Annotated in this window: 18 protein-coding genes; 3 read left to right on the plus strand and 15 right to left on the minus strand. The window is 52.1% G+C overall.

Features of this window, described 5'->3' with window-relative positions:
- Positions 1-43 precede the first annotated feature (43 nt).
- Together SK39_RS02545 and SK39_RS02550 are read left to right on the plus strand one after the other, a co-directional pair.
- A complete protein-coding gene (locus SK39_RS02545) occupies positions 44-1498 on the plus strand; it encodes an AMP nucleosidase (RefSeq protein ID WP_003836722.1) in 1455 nt (484 codons plus the stop codon).
- Positions 1499-1514: 16 nt separating this feature from the next.
- Positions 1515-3293, plus strand: a complete 1779-nt coding sequence (locus SK39_RS02550) for an aminopeptidase P family protein (protein WP_048216616.1) — start codon at positions 1515-1517, stop codon at positions 3291-3293.
- Between the two features lie 55 nt (positions 3294-3348).
- Here SK39_RS02550 and ptsG read toward each other — a convergent pair whose 3' ends face one another.
- The 14 genes from ptsG to yceD all read right to left on the minus strand — a co-directional run bounded on the left by ptsG (position 3349) and on the right by yceD (position 15841).
- Positions 3349-4782: a PTS glucose transporter subunit IIBC gene (gene ptsG / locus SK39_RS02555; RefSeq protein ID WP_003836725.1), complete on the minus strand. Its 1434-nt coding sequence runs from the start codon at positions 4780-4782 to the stop codon at positions 3349-3351.
- Between the two features lie 293 nt (positions 4783-5075).
- Complete coding sequence (locus SK39_RS02560) at positions 5076-5873, minus strand: metal-dependent hydrolase (RefSeq protein WP_003036276.1); 798 nt, start codon at positions 5871-5873, stop codon at positions 5076-5078.
- Positions 5874-5883: 10 nt separating this feature from the next.
- On the minus strand, positions 5884-6888 hold the full coding sequence (gene holB, locus SK39_RS02565) for a DNA polymerase III subunit delta' (protein WP_048216617.1): 1005 nt from the start codon (positions 6886-6888) through the stop codon (positions 5884-5886).
- Positions 6885-7526: a dTMP kinase gene (gene tmk / locus SK39_RS02570; RefSeq protein ID WP_003846791.1), complete on the minus strand. Its 642-nt coding sequence runs from the start codon at positions 7524-7526 to the stop codon at positions 6885-6887. Before tmk ends, holB begins: the two co-directional genes overlap by 4 nt.
- A complete protein-coding gene (gene yceG, locus SK39_RS02575) occupies positions 7516-8538 on the minus strand; it encodes a cell division protein YceG (protein ID WP_044700673.1) in 1023 nt (340 codons plus the stop codon). Before yceG ends, tmk begins: the two co-directional genes overlap by 11 nt.
- Positions 8539-8540: 2 nt before the next feature.
- Positions 8541-9350 carry an aminodeoxychorismate lyase gene (gene pabC, locus SK39_RS02580; RefSeq protein WP_044700675.1) on the minus strand — a complete coding sequence of 270 codons (810 nt, stop codon included), beginning with the start codon at positions 9348-9350 and terminating at the stop codon, positions 8541-8543.
- A 135-nt stretch (positions 9351-9485) separates the two neighbouring features.
- Positions 9486-10727 (minus strand): beta-ketoacyl-ACP synthase II, encoded by a 1242-nt coding sequence (gene fabF, locus SK39_RS02585; RefSeq protein ID WP_003036260.1) that lies wholly within the window; start codon positions 10725-10727, stop codon positions 9486-9488.
- Positions 10728-10812: 85 nt separating this feature from the next.
- Entirely contained in the window at positions 10813-11049 is a 237-nt protein-coding gene (gene acpP, locus SK39_RS02590) for an acyl carrier protein (RefSeq protein ID WP_000103754.1), read from the minus strand.
- 155 nt (positions 11050-11204) lie between these two features.
- On the minus strand, positions 11205-11939 hold the full coding sequence (fabG, locus tag SK39_RS02595) for a 3-oxoacyl-ACP reductase FabG (protein ID WP_003036255.1): 735 nt from the start codon (positions 11937-11939) through the stop codon (positions 11205-11207).
- A 12-nt stretch (positions 11940-11951) separates the two neighbouring features.
- Positions 11952-12881 (minus strand): ACP S-malonyltransferase, encoded by a 930-nt coding sequence (gene fabD, locus SK39_RS02600; RefSeq protein ID WP_044700679.1) that lies wholly within the window; start codon positions 12879-12881, stop codon positions 11952-11954.
- 15 nt (positions 12882-12896) lie between these two features.
- Complete coding sequence (fabH, locus tag SK39_RS02605) at positions 12897-13850, minus strand: beta-ketoacyl-ACP synthase III (protein ID WP_003036247.1); 954 nt, start codon at positions 13848-13850, stop codon at positions 12897-12899.
- A 77-nt stretch (positions 13851-13927) separates the two neighbouring features.
- Positions 13928-15007 carry a phosphate acyltransferase PlsX gene (plsX, locus tag SK39_RS02610; protein ID WP_003836738.1) on the minus strand — a complete coding sequence of 360 codons (1080 nt, stop codon included), beginning with the start codon at positions 15005-15007 and terminating at the stop codon, positions 13928-13930.
- A gap of 122 nt (positions 15008-15129) precedes the next feature.
- Positions 15130-15303, minus strand: coding sequence for a 50S ribosomal protein L32 (gene rpmF, locus SK39_RS02615; protein WP_003036242.1), 174 nt, complete (start codon positions 15301-15303; stop codon positions 15130-15132).
- A gap of 16 nt (positions 15304-15319) precedes the next feature.
- Positions 15320-15841, minus strand: a complete 522-nt coding sequence (yceD, locus tag SK39_RS02620) for a 23S rRNA accumulation protein YceD (RefSeq protein ID WP_003036239.1) — start codon at positions 15839-15841, stop codon at positions 15320-15322.
- A 197-nt stretch (positions 15842-16038) separates the two neighbouring features.
- Between yceD and SK39_RS02625 the strand changes: the two genes are divergently transcribed.
- Entirely contained in the window at positions 16039-16623 is a 585-nt protein-coding gene (locus SK39_RS02625; RefSeq protein WP_003836743.1) for a Maf family protein, read from the plus strand.
- Positions 16624-16705: 82 nt separating this feature from the next.
- Here SK39_RS02625 and rluC read toward each other — a convergent pair whose 3' ends face one another.
- Complete coding sequence (gene rluC / locus SK39_RS02630; protein WP_003036228.1) at positions 16706-17659, minus strand: 23S rRNA pseudouridine(955/2504/2580) synthase RluC; 954 nt, start codon at positions 17657-17659, stop codon at positions 16706-16708.
- Positions 17660-18080 lie beyond the last annotated feature (421 nt).

Raw genomic sequence — 18080 nt, forward strand, 5'->3', positions numbered from 1 at the left:
TACTATCGGGAGAGCAGTACATCTGTGGAACAAGGAGACAGACATGAACAATAAGGGCTCCAGCCTGACCCCAACTCAGGCACTGGATAAACTGGACGCGCTGTACGAGCAGTCGGTTAAAGCACTGCGTAGCGCCATTGGTAAGTATATTGAAACAGGGACGCTCCCTGATGTAATCGCCCGCCATAACGGTCTTTTTGTTTACCCATCACTGTGTGTCACCTGGGATGGCATCGCCACCAATCCCCCGAAAACCCGAGCCTATGGGCGTTTTACCCATGCGGGCAGCTATACCACTACGATTACCCGTCCGTCGCTTTTTCGTCCGTATCTTGAAGAACAGCTCACGCTGCTGTATCAGGATTATGATGCGCATATCTCCGTCGAGCCGTCGCAGCATGAAATCCCCTATCCCTATGTGATTGACGGTTCAGAACTGACGCTGGATCGCTCGATGAGCGCCGGATTAACGCGCCATTTCCCCACCACTGAATTGTCGCAGATTGGTGACGAAACGGCAGACGGGATTTTTCATCCGGCGGAATTTTCTCCGCTGTCTCACTTCGATGCCCGACGCGTGGATTTTTCGCTGGCGCGACTACGTCATTACACGGGAACGCCGGTTGAACATTTTCAACCTTTTGTGCTGTTCACCAACTACACCCGCTACGTCGATGAGTTTGTGCGTTGGGGTTGCAGCCAGATCCTCGACCCGGACAGCCCATATATCGCGCTCTCTTGTGCGGGCGGGATCTGGATCACCGCCGAAACCGAAGCGCCAGAAGAAGCCATCTCCGATCTCGCCTGGAAGAAACACCAGATGCCCGCCTGGCATTTAATCACGGCTGACGGTCAGGGGATCACGCTGGTCAATATCGGCGTTGGCCCGTCTAACGCCAAAACCATTTGCGATCATCTGGCCGTACTGCGTCCTGACGTCTGGCTGATGATTGGTCACTGCGGTGGTCTGCGTGAAAGTCAGGCGATTGGCGACTATGTTCTGGCCCATGCTTATCTGCGTGACGACCACGTGTTGGATGCCGTACTACCGCCGGATATTCCGATTCCGAGCATTGCGGAAGTACAACGCGCCCTGTATGACGCCACCAAAGAAGTCAGCGGTATGCCCGGTGAAGAAGTTAAACAGCGCTTGCGTACCGGTACTGTCGTCACCACCGACGATCGTAACTGGGAGCTACGCTATTCCGCTTCTGCGCTGCGTTTCAACCTCAGTCGCGCGGTGGCTATCGATATGGAAAGCGCCACCATCGCCGCTCAGGGATACCGTTTCCGCGTTCCGTACGGCACGCTGCTGTGCGTTTCCGACAAGCCGCTGCACGGTGAGATCAAACTACCTGGTCAGGCCAACCGTTTTTATGAAGGTGCTATTTCTGAGCATCTGCAAATAGGTATCCGGGCTATCGATCGTCTGCGTGCTGAAGGCGACCGACTGCACTCCCGTAAATTACGTACATTCAACGAACCGCCGTTCCGTTAAGACCTGAAGGTTAACTATGCACATCTCAACTCCTCTTTCCGCCCTGCGCAACCTGCTGATAGCGCAGGGGCTGGATGGCATGATTGTTCCGCGCGCCGACGCTCATCAAAGCGAAGATTGTACGCCGCATGACAATAAACTGGCCTGGCTGACCGGATTTAGCGGTTCTGCCGGCCTCGCGTTGGTCCTTCGGGATCGCGCGTTAATGTTTGTCGATGGACGCTATCAGGTCCAGGTACGCAATGAAGTCTCGCTGGATGATTTTGAAATTCATCATTTACACGATGAACCGCTGGCCGACTATTTGCAGTCTCACGTTGCAGCGGGTACACGTATCGGCTTTGAACCACTGCTGATGGTCAACAGCCAGTTTGAAGCCTTGTCGGCAACTCATTGCGAGCTGGTACCTCTTGAGCAAGATCCTTTTGACCAGGTGTGGCTTGACCGACCGGCAGCCCCCTGCGGCATCATTCGTGAAATGCCCATTGAAATCAGCGGGGAAAGCAGCACGCAAAAGCGTGCCCGCGTCGTGGAACAACTCGCTCAACATGAGACTGACGTACTGGCAATTACCCTGCCGGATAACATTGCCTGGCTGTTGAATGTACGCGGTTCAGATCTGGCTATGGTGCCAGTACCGTTTTCGTTTGCCCTGCTCCATCGCAGCGGTGAGCTGGAATGGTTTGTGGATAGCAACAAAACGCAGCAACTCCCCGTATCACTGCTAAACACGCTCACGCTGGCCCCGCAAGAGAGTTTCCTGGTACGTTGCCAGCAACTGGCCAGTGGGAAACGCTTCCTGGTCGATAAAGACTACGCCCCGGTTGCGTTGCGTTTTGCCATTGAAGAACACGGTGGCAACGTCTTATGGGCCCCTGATCCCATCACCTTGATGAAAGCCCACAAAAATGACGTTGAACTGGCGGGCTATCGGGAATGCCATGAACAAGATGGCGCTGCCTGGGTTAATTTCCTTGCCTGGCTGGCCCATGAAGTCCCTTTGCGCGAAGCGGCTGGCAATCCGGTCACCGAACTGGAAGCCCAGGCGAAGCAACTGGAATTTCGCCAGCAGCAGCCGGGATTTATTGAGCAAAGCTTCAGCACGATATCGGCCTCTGCCAGCAATGCGGCGATGTGTCATTACCACTCCAGTGAAAAAACCAATACGCCAATTACCTCGCAGGCCATGTATCTGAATGATTCCGGCGGCCAGTACCGCAATGGTACGACGGATACGACGCGTACCTTCGCGTTTGGTCCACAGGATCCGCAACGTCGTCTGCATTACACCGCCGTGCTGAAAGGCTTTTTGTCGCTTATTTCACTGCAGTTTCCCAGCGGCACTCAGGGCCATCAACTGGATGCCTTTAGCCGTCGGGCGTTGTGGGATTTAGGCCTGGATTTTGATCATGGAACAGGACACGGCGTAGGCCACCAGTTGCTTATCCATGAACAACCCCATCGCATTGCCAAGAAAGTAAACCCCTGGCCTCTGGTCGCGGGCAATATCATCACTATCGAACCGGGTTACTATCTGGCCGGGCAATATGGGATCCGTATTGAGAACCAGGTGGAAATAATCAACAGCCGCCCTGGCTTCTGTCGTTTCTCAACGCTGACGCTGGTGCCGATTGATTTGAACCTGGTTGAACTGCATCTGTTGAGTGAAGCTGAAAAGCAATGGATTGATGATTACCACCAGCAGGTCAGAGAGACGTTATCCCCTCGCGTGAATGCAGAGGCTCGTCCGTGGCTGTTCGCCGTCACCGCGCCGATTCGCGTTCAGGCTAATTAATGCAATAAAAAAGGCAGCCCGTAGGCTGCCTTAGTTCTCCCCAATTTCTTACTGCTTAGCTGTTACGGATGTACTCATCCATTTCAGTTTTCAGGTTATCGGACTTAGTACCGAAAATCGCCTGAACACCGGAACCAGCTACCACAACGCCCGCCGCACCCAGTTTCTTCAGGCCAGCCTGATCCACTTTAGCAACGTCAGCCACGCTGACACGCAGACGAGTGATGCACGCATCGAGGTTAGTGATGTTTTCTTTACCGCCGAATGCAGCAACCAGAGCCGGAGCCATTTCACCGGTCGCACCTGCTTTGCTGTCTTCAGTAGCATCTTCACGACCCGGAGTTTTCAGGTCCAGCGCTTTGATCAGCACACGGAAGATGGTGTAGTAAACAATCGCATAACCGATACCGACAATCGGGAACAGCCACAGTTTGCTGCTGTTACCGGAAAGAACGATAAAGTCGATCAGACCGTGGGAGAACGACGTACCGTCACGCATACCCAGCAGGATACAGATCGGGAATGCCAGACCAGCCAGAATCGCGTGGATGATGTACAGGATCGGCGCCACGAACATGAAGGAGAACTCGATCGGCTCGGTAATACCGGTCAGGAACGAGGTCAGCGCCGCGGAGATCATGATACCGCCCACTTTCGCGCGGTTTTCTGGTTTAGCAGAGTGCCAGATAGCGATAGCAGCAGCCGGCAGACCGTACATTTTGAACAGGAAGCCACCGGACAGTTTGCCCGCAGTCGGGTCACCCGCCATATAGCGAGGGATGTCGCCGTGGAACACCTGACCTGCAGCGTTGGTGTATTCACCGATCTGCATCTGGAATGGAACGTTCCAGATATGGTGCAGACCAAACGGCACCAGGCAGCGTTCAATGAAGCCATAGATACCGAACGCCACGACAGGGTTCTGGTATGCAGCCCACTGGGAGAACGTCTGAATAGCAGTACCGATTGGCGGCCAAATGAAGGACAGAACCACACCGGTGAAGATAGCAGCCAGACCAGAAATGATAGGAACGAAGCGCTTACCCGCAAAGAAGCCAAGATACTCAGGCAATTTAATACGGTAGAAGCGGTTGAACATATACGCTGCAATCGCACCGGAGATAATCCCTCCGAGAACACCCGTATCAGCAAGGTGTTTAGCTGCGATCTCTTCAGCAGGTAAATGCAGAACCAGCGGCGCAACAACAGCCATGGTCTTAACCATGATGCCGTAAGCAACAACGGATGCCAGTGCAGATACACCGTCATTATTAGTGAAGCCTAACGCAACACCGATAGCAAAAATCAGCGGCATGTTCGCAAAAACAGAACCGCCCGCTTCTGCCATTACGTGCGATACAACGGCTGGCAGCCAGCTGAAGTTAGCGGAACCGACGCCCAGCAGGATACCTGCAATTGGGAGTACGGATACCGGCAGCATCAGCGATTTACCGACCTTTTGCAGGTTAGCAAATGCATTCTTAAACATAATTAGGAGTGCTCCTGAGTATTTGTGCTTTTCTACGTTCTCACGCATTAGCGAGGGGGGAGAACCTCGCCGTGTACAGGGCATCTAAGTACCCTTTATTTATTACACAGAGTAAAATAATTCAGTTTGTTTTTGTTTGACGGCTATCACAGTTCAGTCGTGAATGGCCGCAAAATCCGCACATTCCGATAAAATGCGTTTCTGAATGTGTCAAGCTGGTTATTCACCGCCCATTTTGTGGCGGTGAACTTTACTCGCATTAGTGATTAATTACGAGCTTTAAAAAAAGTCAGTTAACGAACAGATTGCAGGCGAGAAGCGTCGATGTGAAACAGGCGGGCAAAGTTATCAGTGGTTGCCTGCGCCAGTTCTTCAACGGCAACACCTTTCACTACGGCCATGTACTCTGCAACGTCACGAGTCATGGCGGGCTGGTTCTCTTTTCCACGATGCGGTACAGGCGCAAGGTAAGGAGAATCCGTCTCGACCAATAACCGGTCCAGAGGAACATAGCGGGCAGCATCACGGAGCTGCTCTGCATTTCGGAACGTGACGATGCCGGAAAACGAGATATAGAATCCAAGGTCCAGTAATTTGCCCGCCGTTTCTCTGTCCTCTGTAAAACAGTGTAGTACGCCGCCACAATCCGTCACTTTTTCTTCGCGCAGAATAGACAGCGTGTCGGCTCGCGCATCGCGGGTATGCACGATAACTGGCTTCTGTAACTCACGGCCGATCTGAATATGGTGGATAAAAGATTCCTGCTGGCGCACCTTTGTTTCCGGAGTGTAAAAATAGTCCAGTCCGGTTTCTCCCATCGCCACAACCCCCTCTTCGGCGGCAAAACGACGCAGCTCCTCAACATCATAGGTTTCATCCTGATTTAACGGATGCACGCCGCAGGAAAAAACCACATTGTCACGCTCACCAACCAGTTCACGCATACTGCGGTATCCTGGCAAGGTGGTTGCAACGGCAAGACAGAATTTCACATCGCGTGCGGCCGCTTTCGCCAGCACGTCGTCCACGTCCTTATGCAGAGATTGATAATCCAGGCCATCAAGATGGCAGTGTGAGTCGACTAAAAACATAATGTCTCTCTCAAAGATGGGGAACAGGCAGTACGGTGCCTGGTTGCAGGTAATGCTCAATACGAAGAATAAGATCGGTTAATACCAGCTCGCGATTTACGCCCGTCACGTTCAGCAACTGCTGACGGCAATGACAAACGTCACCGAGTATCGCCTGTATCTGGGCAACGGATAACCGTTCTGCGATGGAAGATATCAGGTCCAGGGCATCGGGATTGGTTAAATGGGCAATCCCATACGGACGTTTCAACGCATCCGTAAACAACGTTGCCAGCCAGTGTAAACGGGCGGCAGCCTGATCGTGGTTTAACGCCGCGAGCAAGATATACCAATCACCGGCGTTTAATGTATTCACCAGTGCCGCACAAAAATCTGTACGGTGTGCCCAGCTTTCAGCCTGTAACAGCGTGAGTGCCGCGCCTGGCGAACCGGCACTTAGACGTAACGCGCTAAGCAGCGCTTCTGACGACGCAGTCACTTCACGAGCAAGCCAGGAGATAGCATACGACTCCGGAGGTGGCGCAAGATGATGTAACCGACAACGGCTGCGTAATGTCGCCAGCAAACGAGCAGGCTCTGTGCTGGCGAGGAAAAACCAGGTCTGTGCCGGGGGTTCTTCCAGCGTTTTCAACAGGGCATTGGCGGCAGCATCGGTTAACTGGGCGGCATCAGGGATCCACACGACCTTCGCACCGCCGAGACGCGAATGCTCGTACAGCTTTTCACTGACTTCGCGTACAGCATCAACCCCCAGCGTGCTTTTGCCTTTTTCTGGCAGCAGCGAATAGTAGTCAGGGTGCGTCCCCGCCTGCATCAGCTGACAGCCACGGCACTGTCCGCAGCTTTTATGTCCTTCCGGCTGCTGGCACATTAAATAGCGGCTGAGGGCGTAAATAAGCGCCTCGTCGCCCATTCCGGGTAACGCCTGAATCAGTAACGCATGGTGACCACGACTCGCCTGGTAGCTGGCCACCAGTTTTTCAAAATCCGGTCGTAACCATGGGTACCATTTCATGCGCCCTGCTCCTTCACCCACTGGGTGATGGTATTGCGAATATCAGCCATCACATCCTCCAGCGGCTGCGTAGCGTCTATAGTGCGAATGCTGGCGTCTTTGGCAGCCAGCTCAAGATAGCGCGCGCGGGTACGATTAAAGAAATCGAAAGATTCCTGCTCAATACGATCCAGCTCGCCGCGTGCACGGGCACGCTTCAACCCGACTTCTGGCGTCACATCCAGATAGATAGTCAGATCCGGGCGAAAATCGCCGAGCACTGCATCGCGCAGGGTTGCCAGCATGTTTTGATCGATACCACGTCCACCACCCTGATACGCCTGGGTAGACAGATCGTGACGATCGCCAATTACCCACGCGCCTTTCGCCAGCGCAGGTTTAATAACGGTCTCGACCAGTTGTACGCGCGCGGCGTAAAACATCAGAACTTCGGCTTTGTCGGTGATAACCTCGTCACCCACCGACTTAATGTCCAGCACCAGGCTTCTTAGTTTCTCAGCCAGTTGCGTGCCGCCAGGTTCGCGGGTGAAAACCATGTCACGAATACCGAGTTGCTCAAGTGTCTCTACCACTACGTTACGCGCGGTGGTTTTTCCGGCGCCTTCCAGGCCCTCGATGACGATATAGTTACTGCCCATTTTTTTCCTTAAGCACTTTCAGGTAATCCTGCACGGACCGGTTGTGGCTGGCAAGATTGGTGTTAAACGTGTGGCCACCTTTACCGTCAGCCACAAAATAAAGATACGGCGTTTTTGCCGGATGTGCCGCGGCCTGCAACGATGCCTCTCCCGGCATGGCAATCGGGCCAGGTGGCAGTCCTGTAATGGTATAGGTGTTATAAGCGGTCGGGGTGTCTAAATCCACGCGCGACAATTTGCCATTATACCGTGACCCCATACCGTAAATCACCGTCGGATCGGTTTGTAAACGCATACCGATACGTAAACGGTTAATAAACACCGAAGCCACCTGGTCACGCTCGCTAGCAACCGCAGTCTCTTTTTCAATAATAGAGGCCATGGTTACCAGCTGATTTTTGTCCTGATAAGGCAGGCCTTCAGCGCGCCCTTCCCAGACGGTATCCACCGCTTTAACCATCTTCTGATGCGCACGTTTTAGCAACGCCACGTCGGTTGTATTGGCGGTATACATCCAGGTATCTGGCCAGAACCAGCCTTCCACCCATTGCGGATTTTCCAGCTTCAGCGCCTCGGCAACGGTCTCGTAGCTATCGTCGCTTAACGTATGTTTGATATACGGGGCATCGCGCAGCTGTTTCAGGTAATCGCTTAGGCGCATCCCTTCAACCAGACGTAACGGGAACTGCGCCTCTTTTCCGCTTTCCAGCAGTTGCAGCATATCCCGAACCGTCATGTCGGGTGTAAAACGGTAGGTTCCGGCCTTAAAATGCGACAGTTCGGGTTCCACACGCAGCAGCCATTGGAACACGCGCGGACGGTTAATAACCTTGTCCGCATACAGCTGTTCGCCAAGGGCCAGGCGGCCCGTCCCCGCTTTCAGCGTAAAAATCGTCTCTTCTTTAATCAATAATTTACTGTCCGCCAGATGGCGAACTTTCCACATTCCCACTCCCGCGGCAATGCCCAGCACAACCAGCAATAACAGGACAACGAGTAACAGTTTTTTCATGACTAATTCGGGTGCTCACAAAGTGGGGCTAAAAAATCGAATAACAAACGTGAAGACAGCAATGTGTCGCCACAGGCACGCACGGGAATAATGGGCATTAACGCGTTACAGACGACGATTTCATCAGCCTGCATAACCTCCTCCAACCCGGCATACACTTCGACAATACTGAATGGCGATTGTGCCAGCATCCGGATACAGAATTGTCGCATAATGCCGTTTACTCCGGCCTGATCCAGGCGGGGCGTGTAAACCACATCACCTTTACGCCAGAACAAATTAGCCGCACAGCATTCCGTAACCCATCCCTCGCTGTCAAGAACCAGTGCTTCATCTGCGTCCGTCTGCTCAAGATGAGAGCGAATCAACACCTGCTCCAGTCGATTCAGATGCTTAAGTCCGGCAAGCAGTGGATTACGTCCCAGACGTACTGGGCTTAGCGCCAGCACAATGCCATCTTGCCGCCAACGATCGTAATGAACGGGCCAGGCTGAAACGGAGAGGATGCGTGTGGCGCTGTGACAACTTTTGCCACTGTAGCCCCGGCCTCCACTGCCACGGCTGATAATCACTTTCAACACCCCGCGTACGTGCCCTTTCGCCAGCATTTTCATTTCATTTTGCAGCTCGGACCAATTTTCAAAAGAGATCAGCAGTTTTTGGCAAGCGTCTTGTAAACGCTCAAGATGCGCTGCAAAGAGAGGGATTTCGCCGTCGATAATACAGGCAGTGGTAAAACAGCCATCACCAAATTGGGTCGCTCGATCGCTTGCTAACAGCATATTTTGCTCGCAGCCATTAATTAAGAACATGGTGGCTCCTTATTTCTGGTCCGCTAGTTTGGCAGGATGAGTAACACAGGACAAGGGCGGAAAACCGAATAAAAAAAGGCCCGACAAGCGGACCTTTTCAATTTGCTATCGATGCTAGCGCATCACCTAACGGGCTTAAATCTTTTTAAAGATCAAAGAGCCGTTGGTACCACCGAAGCCAAAGGAGTTACACAGCGCATACTCCAGACCACTAACCTGACGCGCTTCGTGAGGTACGAAGTCCAGGTCACAACCTTCATCCGGGTTATCCAGGTTGATGGTTGGCGGAATAGCCTGATCGCGCAGCGCCAGGATAGAGAAAATAGACTCTACCGCGCCCGCCGCACCCAACAGGTGTCCGGTCATAGATTTGGTGGAGCTTACCATTACACGGCTTGCCGCATCACCAAAGACAGATTTCACTGCCTGGGTTTCTGCTTTATCGCCTGCAGGCGTAGACGTACCATGCGCGTTGACATAGCCAATCTGACCCGCTTCGATAGCCGCATCACGCAGCGCGTTGACCATTGCCAGCGCAGCGCCTGCACCGTTTTCCGGTGGTGACGTCATGTGGTAAGCATCACTGCTCATACCGAAGCCAACGACTTCAGCATAGATTTTTGCACCGCGAGCTTTCGCATGTTCGTACTCTTCCAGTACAACCATGCCTGCGCCGTCGCCCAGCACAAAGCCATCACGTTCTTTGTCCCACGGACGGCTTGCCGCTTGCGGGTTATCATTACGTGTAGACAGCGCACGTGCCGCGCCAAAACCACCCACGCCCAGCGGCGTACTGGCTTTTTCTGCACCACCCGCAACCATCGCGTCCGCATCGCCGTATGCAATGATACGTGCAGCATGACCGATGTTATGCACGCCTGAAGTACAGGCGGTTGCGATGGAGATGCTTGGCCCTTGCAGGCCGTACATGATGGTCAGGTGACCTGCCACCATGTTAACAATCGTCGACGGAACGAAGAACGGGCTGATCTTACGCGGTCCACCATTTACCAGAGAGGTATGGTTTTCTTCGATAAGACCGAGACCGCCAATACCAGAGCCGATAGCGGCGCCAATACGGTGGGCGTTCTCTTCCGTTATTTCGAGGCCAGAATCCTGCATGGCCTGAACGCCAGCGACAATTCCATATTGAATGAAAGCATCCATCTTGCGCTGTTCTTTGCGCGAGATAATGTCTTCACAGTTAAAATCCTTTACTAAGCCAGCAAATTTCGTTGCATAGGCGCTAGTATCGAAATGGTCGATCAGGCTGATGCCACTCTGACCGGCAAGGAGAGCTTTCCAGGTAGACTCTACGGTATTGCCGACAGGAGACAACATGCCCAGTCCGGTCACAACTACACGACGCTTAGACACGGTTGTCCTCCAGGGAGGGAAAATAATTCAAGTGGGATAAAAAGATAAAACTCAGGCGGTCGAATGACCGCCTGGAGATGTTCACTTACGCCTGGTGGCCGTTGATGTAATCAATGGCAGCCTGAACGGTAGTGATTTTCTCAGCTTCTTCGTCCGGAATCTCAGTATCAAACTCTTCTTCCAGAGCCATTACCAGCTCAACGGTGTCAAGAGAATCTGCGCCCAGGTCTTCAACGAAGGAAGCATTGTTGGTTACTTCTTCCTGCTTAACGCCCAGCTGTTCGCCGATAATTTTCTTAACGCGTTCTTCGATAGTGCTCATACTCTTAAATTTCCTATCAAAACTCGCTTTCGCGATGGTTTTCGTAGTGTATAAAATGTTGAAAAATTTGCAACTAAATCCCGGCAGGTCTTACCACGATTTTGCGCTATTTTGAGGCCATTCACCCTAATAACGCAAATATTTTTCAATCGTGGTTAAACCATGTACATCCCGCCGTTGACGTGCAAAGTCTCACCTGTGATGTAACTTGCTTCGTCAGAAGCTAAAAATGCAACCGCACTGGCGATTTCCTGAGCGCCGCCAAGGCGACCCGCAGGAACCTGCGCCAGAATACCCGCACGCTGATCATCAGACAGCGCACGCGTCATGTCCGTTTCAATAAAGCCCGGAGCAACAACGTTTACAGTAATGCCACGAGACGCAACTTCGCGCGCCAGTGATTTACTGAAGCCGATCAGACCCGCTTTCGCCGCAGCGTAGTTAGCCTGACCCGCATTTCCCATGGTACCAACCACAGAACCGATAGTGATAATACGCCCATGACGCTTTTTCATCATAGCTCGCATTACCGCTTTTGACAGACGGAAAACAGATGACAGGTTGGTTTCGATGATATCGTTCCATTCGTCATCTTTCATGCGCATTAACAGGTTATCACGAGTAATCCCGGCATTATTGACCAGGATATCGACTTCACCAAATTCTGCGCGAATATTTTCCAGAACAGATTCGATAGATGCAGGATCGGTCACATTCAACATCAGACCTTTACCATTTGCACCTAAATAATCGCTAATGGCCTGCGCGCCGCTTTCGCTGGTAGCAGTACCGATAACTTTCGCGCCACGGGCAACGAGTGTCTCAGCAATTGCGCGGCCAATGCCACGGCTTGCACCGGTAACCAGCGCGATTTTTCCTTCAAAACTCATGGTCTTCCTCTTTTATTGCTCTAGCGCCGCAGACAGTGCCGCCGGCTCATTCAGTGCCGAAGCAGTCAGGGTGTCAACAATACGTTTCGTCAAACCGGTCAGAACTTTACCCGGACCGACTTCATACAGGTGCTCTACGCCCTGGGATGCCATAAATTCAACAGTTTTAGTCCACTGAACCGGGCTATACAGCTGACGAACCAACGCATCGCGAATAGCGTCTGCCGTGGTTTCACACTTCACATCGACATTGTTCACGACCGGAACCGTCGGTGCGTTAAAGGTGATTTTCTGCAGCTCAACGGCCAGTTTCTCAGCAGCAGGCTTCATCAGAGCACAGTGAGACGGCACGCTAACTGGCAGTGGCAGAGCACGTTTCGCACCCGCAGCTTTACAGGCAGCGCCCGCACGTTCAACCGCTTCTTTATGACCCGCGATAACCACCTGGCCTGGCGAGTTGAAGTTGACCGGAGAAACGACCTGACCTTCTGCTGACTCTTCACATGCTTTAGCGATAGACGCATCATCAAGACCGATAATCGCAGACATACCGCCTGTGCCTTCTGGTACAGCTTCCTGCATGAACTTACCGCGCAGTTCTACCAGACGTACGGCATCAGCAAATGCGATCACGCCTGCGCAGACCAGCGCAGAATATTCGCCCAGGCTGTGACCCGCCATCAGCGCAGGTGTTTTACCACCCTGCTGCTGCCATACGCGATAAAGCGCGACAGATGCGGTCAACAGCGCTGGCTGCGTCTGCCAGGTTTTATTCAGTTCTTCGGCCGGACCCTGCTGAGTCAACGCCCACAGATCATAGCCCAGCGCAGCTGATGCTTCAGCAAATGTTTCTTCAACAATCGGGTAGCTTGCTGCCATTTCAGACAACATCCCAACGGTCTGGGAACCCTGCCCCGGAAACACAAATGCAAATTGCGTCATGTTTAAATCCTTATACTAGAAACGAACCAGCGCGGAGCCCCAGGTGAATCCACCCCCGAAGGCTTCAAGCAATATCAACTGCCCAGCTTTAATACGCCCGTCGCGGACGGCTTCGTCCAGCGCGCACGGTACGGAGGCAGCAGAGGTATTACCATGTCTGTCGAGCGTCACGACAACATTATCCATCGACATACCCAGCTTTTTCGCCGTCGCGCTGATAATGCGCAGGTTAGCCTGATGCGGTACCAGCCAGTCCAGCGCAGAACGGTCGAGATTATTGGCTTCCAGCGTTTCATCAACGATGTGCGCAAGCTCGGTCACCGCGACTTTAAATACTTCGTTACCCGCCATCGTCAGATGAATCGGGTTTTCTGGGTTCACGCGATCGGCGTTAGGCAGCGTCAACAGTTCGCCATAGCGACCGTCGGCGTGCAGATGCGTGGAGAGAATGCCTGGCTCTTCCGATGCGCTCAGTACAACCGCGCCCGCCCCATCACCGAAAATGATGATCGTTCCGCGATCGGTTGGATCACAGGTGCGCGCCAGAACATCAGAGCCAACGACCAGAGCATGCTTAACTGCGCCAGATTTAACATACTGGTCGGCAACGCTCAGGGCGTAAGTGAAACCAGCGCAAGCTGCTGCAACGTCAAACGCCGGACAGCCTTTGATCTCCAGCATACTTTGGATCTGGCACGCCGCGCTTGGAAATGCGTGAGTGGATGATGTGGTAGCAACCACAATCAGACCAATTTGCTCTTTGTCGATGCCCGCCATTTCAATCGCACGGTTTGCGGCGGCAAAGCCCATCGTCGCAACTGTTTCATTTGGCGCTGCAATATGGCGTTCACGGATACCTGTACGAGTGACGATCCACTCATCAGATGTCTCAACCATTTTTTCCAAATCGGCGTTAGTACGCACTTGTTCAGGCAGATAGCTGCCAGTACCAATAATCTTCGTATACATGTACGCTCAGTCACTTTTTGGTTATATACCGCCACGAGCAAATCGCTGATACGTTGGCCACATTCACAAACGCACCGTTATCTGTGTGCTCGTGAGGTTGCGCTTTCGCCACCGTCCAGCAGTTCGAATCCAGCTGGGTATACAGATTCCAGGCGAGCGGCAATTCGCTGAGGAACTTGTCGCTGCACCGCCTGCACTGCCTGTTCAATCGCGACTTCAAATGCTCGCTGATTGGCCGCACCATGACTCTTAATCACCGTGCCGCGCAATCCTAACAGACAGGCGCCATTATACTGGTCGGGGTTGAGGTGACTAAATCGCCTTGTCAGGCTTTTTTGTAACCAACGTTTTAATAACAGAAGCCACCACGACCGTTTTTTGCCCTCACCCTGAGATTTCAGCAGTGAAAGGAACATTCTGACAACACCTTCCATCGTCTTTAATGTGACATTACCTGTAAAGCCGTCACAGACCAACACATCGGTTTTGCCAGTCAGTAACTCATTGGCTTCAAGATAGCCGATATAATTAATGGAAGGGATTGTTTTTAGCACAGCTGAAGCATCTCGAATACTGTCGAGACCTTTCGTTTCTTCTTCGCCGATGTTGAGTAACGCTACGCGAGGATTGGCAATGCCAACAACCTCTTCTGCCAGCACGGAACCCATGACGGCAAATTGCACCAACATCGTGCTATCACAATCTACGTTGGCGCCCAAATCCAACACCACCGTTTTGCCCTTTTGCTGATGCGGTAAAACCGTCACCAACGCCGGACGCTCAATCCCATCAAGGGGTTTGAGCAATAACTTCGCAAGTCCCATAAGTGCGCCCGTATTACCGGCGCTGACACAAGCTTGTGCCTGACCTTCTTTCACGAGCTCCAGGGCAACACGCATTGAGCTTCCACGACTGGCGCGAATAGCTTGCGAGGGCCGGGCATCACTGGCAATAACTGACTGAGCAGGGATAATCTGCAGACGCGAACGTTGTTCGAAGTCAGCTTTGGCAAGTAATGGCGTGATTGTATCGGGATCCCCGACTAAAAGAAGTGTGAGTTGCGAATTAGAATTCAGTGCCTGCAATGCTGCAGGCACTGTCACGGTAGGGCCAAAATCTCCCCCCATGACATCTAACGCCAGGGTTAGACGTGTCAAGGTATCGTCGCTGCCCGGTTAGGTATTTCCCCAGTTACCCGGGGAAAGCCTCACTAAGCTTCATCACGCGTTCACTCTTTGTCTTTCTCACCAGGGGTGGAAAGCCATTGAGTCATGCGTGATTACTTAGCGATTACCTTACGGCCACGGTAGAAACCGTCGGCAGTGATGTGGTGACGCAGGTGTTGTTCACCAGAAGTTTTGTCTACAGACAGGCTGGTGACTGCGGTCAGAGCGTCATGAGAACGACGCATGCCACGTTTGGAACGGGTTGGTTTATTCTGTTGTACGGCCATGGACCTTACTCCTCAATTACTTACGCTTTAAGCTGGCTAATACGGCAAATGGGTTTGGTTTTTGCGCTTCATCAGGCAATTCGCCAAAGACCATGTCCGCCTCGGACACTTCACAGTGTTCAGAATCATGCACCGGAACTACCGGCAAGGAGAGGATAATCTCATCTTCAACCATTGCAAGCAGATCGATTTCACCGAATTCGTTAACCTCAATCGGCTCATACGCTTCCGGGAGTGCTTCAGCCTGCTCGTCAGAACGGACAGGACTAAAACAATATGTTGTGTGAACATGAAGTGGGAACGGTTTCCCGCAACGCTGACATTCGAGCGTAACCGATACCTTCGCATCACCGGTTATAACGGCGAGACGCTGGTTATCGATAGCGAACGACATGGAGCATTCCACATCACTGTCCACACTGACTACAGAATCGGCGACGCGCTCAACCAGATCAGAAGTATAGATACCTTCATAATCGAGGCGTTTTTGAGCCGTACGAACCGGATCAAGAGTCAGGGGTAATTTTACCTTTTGCATAGGGCGCGCATATTAACTTTGTAACGTCATATAGTCAAAGAAAAAGGCAGCCTGTGGTTGCCTTTTGCCAATAATTCGCACACATTGCGGGTCATCGACTTAAAATCGCTCAAGACAAGCCACTACAGCCAGCTTGTAGGTCGAAGTCCATAGTTTAAAATGGCTCTCATCAATACGCTATATGCGAGGGAAAAAATATGCCTCAACTTATTCTTGCTTCCACCTCTCCCTGGCGTCGCGCTTTACTCGAAAAACTGGCAATTCCGTTCGAATGCGCAGCACCAGAGGTTGATGAAACACCATTACCAGGCGAGGCGCCACGTCATCTGGTGTTGCGACTGGCGCAGCAAAAAGCGCAATCACTCGCCCACCGTTATCCCTCGCATCTGATTATTGGCTCCGATCAAATTTGTGTTCTTGATGGTGAAATAACCGGCAAACCATTAACAGAAGAAAATGCGCGCCAGCAATTACTCAAAGCCCGTGGCAATATTGTGACATTTTACACCGGACTGGCGCTGTATAATTCTGCGACCGGACATTTACAAACTGAAGTAGAACCTTTTGACGTCCATTTCCGTCATTTAAGCGAGGCGGAAATTGATGATTATCTGCGCAAAGAGCGTCCGCTCCATTGTGCAGGTAGTTTCAAAAGTGAAGGGTTAGGTATTGCACTCTTTGAACGCCTGGAGGGTCGTGACCCAAATACCTTGGTAGGTTTGCCGCTGATCGCGTTGTGTCAAATGCTGCGGCGGGAAGAAATGAACCCGTTGAACGCCTGATTAATCTGCCTGATGTCGACGCGATGCGTCTTATCAGGCCTACGGTCCATCACACGATTGTAGGCCTGATAAGCAACGCGCATCAGGCTTTGCTGCGTAATACCTCGAGGCAGCGCTTCAACTGTTTATCCATTGGCGCTTCAATACGCATCACTTCCCCCGTACCCGGATGAGTAAACTTCAACGCTGCGGCATGCAGGAAAAGTCGGTTCAACCCCGTATCCGCCAGTTGCTTATCGAACTCACGGTCACCGTAGCGATCGTCAAAAGCAATTGGATGACCGGCATACTGGGTATGCACACGGATCTGGTGCGTACGTCCGGTCACCGGGCTACAGCGCACAAGCGTGGCAAACGCATAGCGCTCTTCCACTTTAAAACGTGTTTCTGACGGTTTGCCTTCCTGATTCACCCGCACGATACGCTCGCCGCTTTGCAGAATGTTCTTTAACAGCGGCGCCTGCACGGTTTTGACATGCGACTGCCATTGGCCTCGAACCAGCGCGAGGTAATCTTTCTGCATGCCTTTTTCACGCAGTTGTTCATGCAATGAACGCAAGGCTGAGCGTTTTTTGGCAACCAGCAGCACACCGGAGGTATCCCGGTCGAGGCGATGCACCAGCTCAAGGAAACGCGCTTCCGGACGCAACGCACGTAATCCTTCAATGACGCCAAAGCTTAACCCGCTTCCGCCATGCACGGCCGTACCTGAAGGTTTGTTAAGCACCAGAATGTGGTCATCTTCATATAAAATGACATCGGTCAGCGCCGCAACCTTCTGCAGGTTTGGCGAAATGGCCTCTTCTTCACGTTCAGCGACACGCACAGGTGGAATACGCACAATATCCCCATCTTCGAGTTTGTACTCGGGTTTAATGCGTTTTTTATTCACCCGCACTTCGCCTTTACGCAAAATGCGATAAATCATACTTTTCGGCACACCCTTAAGCTGGGTGCGCAAAAAGTTGTCGATGCGTTGCCCTGCTTCGTCGGCAGTAATGGCAACTGTTTTTACGGCTGGAGTCTCTGTTTTCATGGGGGCCGATTTTAAATAGCCATCAAGATTCGCGCCACACATTTTTCTATGCTTATATTAACTGCTATACCTTATTACTTAAGTTTGACATAGCCGATTTGGTGGTTATTAAAGCAATCACTACGCGGAAGTGAAAAAACTGTGAGTAACCGGGTGATAAATGGCAAAAGTCATCTTGCTATAACAAGGTTAGCAGTGGAATAATGCGGTTGTTTCCGTGTTGAATCTTGTTAAAACAAGAACTTTTCCGGAATGACCCAATTTTGCCCGACCGATCATCAACGCAGCAATGGCGTAAGACGTATTGATCTTTCAGGCAGTTAGCGGGCTGCGGGTTGCAGTCCTTACCGGTAAGTGCTCTATGGATTTCACATTGTAGGAAGGCGGCAAGTCTGGATACCCCCAGGTTCTTACTCCTGTA

The organism is Citrobacter sp. BIDMC107 (genome assembly GCF_001037575.1).
Lineage (GTDB): Bacteria > Pseudomonadota > Gammaproteobacteria > Enterobacterales > Enterobacteriaceae > Citrobacter > Citrobacter freundii.

Bases quoted from the DNA above. Each gene is read 5' to 3' on its own strand.
- acpP (WP_000103754.1), bottom strand. From the start codon at position 11,049: ATGAGCACTATCGAAGAACGCGTTAAGAAAATTATCGGCGAACAGCTG.
- fabG (WP_003036255.1), bottom strand. From the start codon at position 11,939: ATGAGTTTTGAAGGAAAAATCGCGCTGGTTACCGGTGCAAGCCGTGGC.
- SK39_RS02545 (WP_003836722.1), top strand. From the start codon at position 44: ATGAACAATAAGGGCTCCAGCCTGACCCCAACTCAGGCACTGGATAAA.
- SK39_RS02625 (WP_003836743.1), top strand. From the start codon at position 16,039: ATGCCTCAACTTATTCTTGCTTCCACCTCTCCCTGGCGTCGCGCTTTA.
- SK39_RS02550 (WP_048216616.1), top strand. From the start codon at position 1,515: ATGCACATCTCAACTCCTCTTTCCGCCCTGCGCAACCTGCTGATAGCG.
- fabH (WP_003036247.1), bottom strand. From the start codon at position 13,850: ATGTATACGAAGATTATTGGTACTGGCAGCTATCTGCCTGAACAAGTG.
- yceD (WP_003036239.1), bottom strand. From the start codon at position 15,841: ATGCAAAAGGTAAAATTACCCCTGACTCTTGATCCGGTTCGTACGGCT.
- rpmF (WP_003036242.1), bottom strand. From the start codon at position 15,303: ATGGCCGTACAACAGAATAAACCAACCCGTTCCAAACGTGGCATGCGT.
- yceG (WP_044700673.1), bottom strand. From the start codon at position 8,538: ATGAAAAAACTGTTACTCGTTGTCCTGTTATTGCTGGTTGTGCTGGGC.
- fabD (WP_044700679.1), bottom strand. From the start codon at position 12,881: ATGACGCAATTTGCATTTGTGTTTCCGGGGCAGGGTTCCCAGACCGTT.
- ptsG (WP_003836725.1), bottom strand. From the start codon at position 4,782: ATGTTTAAGAATGCATTTGCTAACCTGCAAAAGGTCGGTAAATCGCTG.
- pabC (WP_044700675.1), bottom strand. From the start codon at position 9,350: ATGTTCTTAATTAATGGCTGCGAGCAAAATATGCTGTTAGCAAGCGAT.
- tmk (WP_003846791.1), bottom strand. From the start codon at position 7,526: ATGGGCAGTAACTATATCGTCATCGAGGGCCTGGAAGGCGCCGGAAAA.
- rluC (WP_003036228.1), bottom strand. From the start codon at position 17,659: ATGAAAACAGAGACTCCAGCCGTAAAAACAGTTGCCATTACTGCCGAC.
- SK39_RS02560 (WP_003036276.1), bottom strand. From the start codon at position 5,873: ATGTTTTTAGTCGACTCACACTGCCATCTTGATGGCCTGGATTATCAA.
- holB (WP_048216617.1), bottom strand. From the start codon at position 6,888: ATGAAATGGTACCCATGGTTACGACCGGATTTTGAAAAACTGGTGGCC.